This is a genomic window from Microbacterium sp. H6 (genome assembly GCF_003314775.1).
Taxonomy (GTDB): Bacteria; Actinomycetota; Actinomycetes; order Actinomycetales; family Microbacteriaceae; genus Microbacterium; species Microbacterium oxydans.
Window position 1 is genome coordinate 431 of record NZ_QOAY01000263.1, and the last position, 495, is coordinate 925.

Sequence of the window (495 nt, forward strand, 5' to 3'; positions counted from 1 at the left end):
TCCTCGTCGTCGCCCCCGAGCAGAAGCTCATCGACCTGCAGGGTCGGCCGCTCCTCGTCGACACCGGCGACCCGGAACTCGATGCGAGACTCGCCGGGCATGTCCGCATCATCACCGGCGTCGGCACCACGAGTCTCTATGCCGTGACCGCACCCGAACTCTCCCTCACCTGACACATCCCGACCCCGACAGACCCGTCTGCACGTACCCGAAAGGACACCCCATGCGTCTCGAGAACAAGAAGGCCATCGTCACCGGAGGTGCCGGCGGCATCGGTCGCGCCACGTCACTCGCACTCGCTGCCGAGGGCGCGGCGGTCGCCGTCGTCGACCTGAACACGGAGGCGGCCGAAGCCGTCGCGGAGGAGATCCGTGCGGCCGGTGGCATGGCCATCGCGATCGCGGCGGATGTGGCGAGCGAGTCCGACATCGAACGGGTGGTCGCCACGTCGGTGGCCGAACTCGGCGGAGTGAACGTCGTCTTCAACAACGCCGG

At 68.3% G+C, this 495-nt stretch carries 1 protein-coding gene; it reads left to right on the top strand.

Annotated elements, in window-relative coordinates:
* Positions 1-223: 223 nt before the first annotated feature.
* On the top strand, positions 224-495 hold a 272-nt coding region (locus tag DSP71_RS22765; protein ID WP_220151137.1), incomplete at its 3' end, for an SDR family NAD(P)-dependent oxidoreductase.